At 51.7% G+C, this 1,798-nt stretch carries 2 protein-coding genes and 1 pseudogene; all 3 read left to right on the plus strand.

The window, feature by feature from the left end; translation table 11 throughout:
* Positions 1-133: 133 nt before the first annotated feature.
* Positions 134-1,066, plus strand: a complete 933-nt coding sequence (locus PsWM33_RS18945; RefSeq protein ID WP_063301260.1) for an IS110 family transposase — start codon at positions 134-136, stop codon at positions 1,064-1,066.
* A gap of 44 nt (positions 1,067-1,110) precedes the next feature.
* Positions 1,111-1,350 (plus strand): hypothetical protein, encoded by a 240-nt coding sequence (locus tag PsWM33_RS27420; protein ID WP_153041423.1) that lies wholly within the window; start codon positions 1,111-1,113, stop codon positions 1,348-1,350.
* A 242-nt stretch (positions 1,351-1,592) separates the two neighbouring features.
* Positions 1,593-1,798, plus strand: a pseudogene (locus PsWM33_RS27735) (hypothetical protein); the annotation flags it as partial.

Below are 1,798 nucleotides of genomic sequence, written 5' to 3' on the forward strand. Positions count from 1 at the left end.
TGTTGGATCCCAGATCAGAGTCCAGCACGGCTTGAGATCGTGACGCGACCAGACCCCGCCTCGCATGTATTACCAAACCTGAACAGTTGATGGTGGCCGCTTTTGCGGACCACGTAGCACAGGGACAGGCTCCATGACCTTACACCCTTTCTATATTGGTATCGATATCTCTAAAGCCTATCTGGATATTTTTGAGGAGAGCACTTCAAAGCACTTACAGATAGAAAATACCAGTGAAGCGATTTCCGCCTGGCTTTCTGCATTACCTGACATGCCCAGCTTGAACATTATCTTTGAAGCTACGGGACGTTATGACAGGAAGCTGACACATGCTCTCCACACTTTGAAGATCCGGTTTTCCCGGGTAAATCCAGCGCGGGCGCGGGATTTTGCTCGAGCCCTCGGGCAGATGGCAAAAACCGATCAGATAGATGCACGCATGCTGGCAGACATGGGCAAATGCCTAAAACCTGACGCCACCACACAACGAGCACCAGAACGCGACCAACTAGCGGCCTTGCACAAACGGCGGGATGAGCTTGTTGATACACGTAAGAAAGAACGCCAACGCCTGGCCCAAGCTTTATCTGAGGAACATGCCAGCATCGCACGCCATATCAGTTGGCTGAATGAAGAAATTAAATTCATTGAGCAAAAGCGAGATACACTGCTCAAAGAGACAGCCGAATTTACTCATGATAACAAGCTATTACGCTCTATTCCCGGCGTAGGCCCTGTTGCTGCAACTACTCTATTAGCTTTGATGCCCGAGCTCGGGCACGCATCGCCCAAAGCCATTGCCGCTCTGGCTGGCCTTGCTCCTTTCAATGTAGACAGTGGTCAGTTTCGCGGCCATCGGGCCATTAAGGGTGGGCGCAAACGCGTGCGGAACGCGCTTTATATGGCAGCGGTTACAGCTGCACGATCTAATTCTCATTTTGCTTCATTTGCTCAAGCCCTCATAAAAAGAGGGAAGCCCTTCAAAGCGGCAATAATTGCTCTGGCGAGAAAGATACTCATCACAGCCAATGCTCTGCTCAGGGATGGTGTTCCATTCAATGCATAAACACAGTTGCCGCATCGAGTGCGGGAAGACGGCGGGAGGGGTGCGTGTCTTTCCAAACCTCACCATCGCCGTCATGCCGGACGGAGCGAAGCGGAGATCCGGTACCCAGAGCCAAGGGGACTGGCGTTGGTGAGTGGGGTTCTGGGTCCTGCATCGTGCTGCGCTTGTGCGAGATGACGAGGGAGAAGCTGGTTGGTGTCCAGCGTATCCCTGCGGCAACAGTTCTTTTGCTTTTGCAACTTTTCGTTGACAGGTGGGCGGTTCCATTCCACATTCATATGTGAGGCCTAGAAACCTCCTTTCCACGCGGTACCCGCTCCCGTAACTAGCGGATTTTTTGTGCCTTTTTTCCAAAGGCGCAAACCCTTTGCTATGAGCGGGAGGGCGGTGAATACAACACTTCCTTCGGGAGGGAATAAACCCGCCTGCCGTGGTCAGGTTTCTAGCCTCCCGCTCGCCAGTGGGCCCTAGAAAGCTCGTTTGTCGTGCGGTTTATTCAACAGCCAACCACGTGAGGGCTTTGATTATGGACGACACTGCATGCGCCTGTGGCGCTACAAATACTCTTCAGAATGAAATTGACGACGTGAACGTTGCTGTTTCTGATCTTCAGAACCTTACTTATATACAGCATATGGTGCTGAGCGAGCGGATGAAGAACAGTTGCGAACGTGACGTTTTAATCACTTTGTACTACGCTTTATGTAACCGCCTAGAGGCACTTGATAAGAC

It is taken from the genome of Pseudovibrio sp. WM33, assembly GCF_001623165.1.
GTDB lineage: Bacteria > Pseudomonadota > Alphaproteobacteria > Rhizobiales > Stappiaceae > Pseudovibrio.

Coding starts and splice junctions, on each gene's coding strand:
- PsWM33_RS18945 (WP_063301260.1), top strand. CDS start 134: ATGACCTTACACCCTTTCTATATTGGTATCGATATCTCTAAAGCCTAT.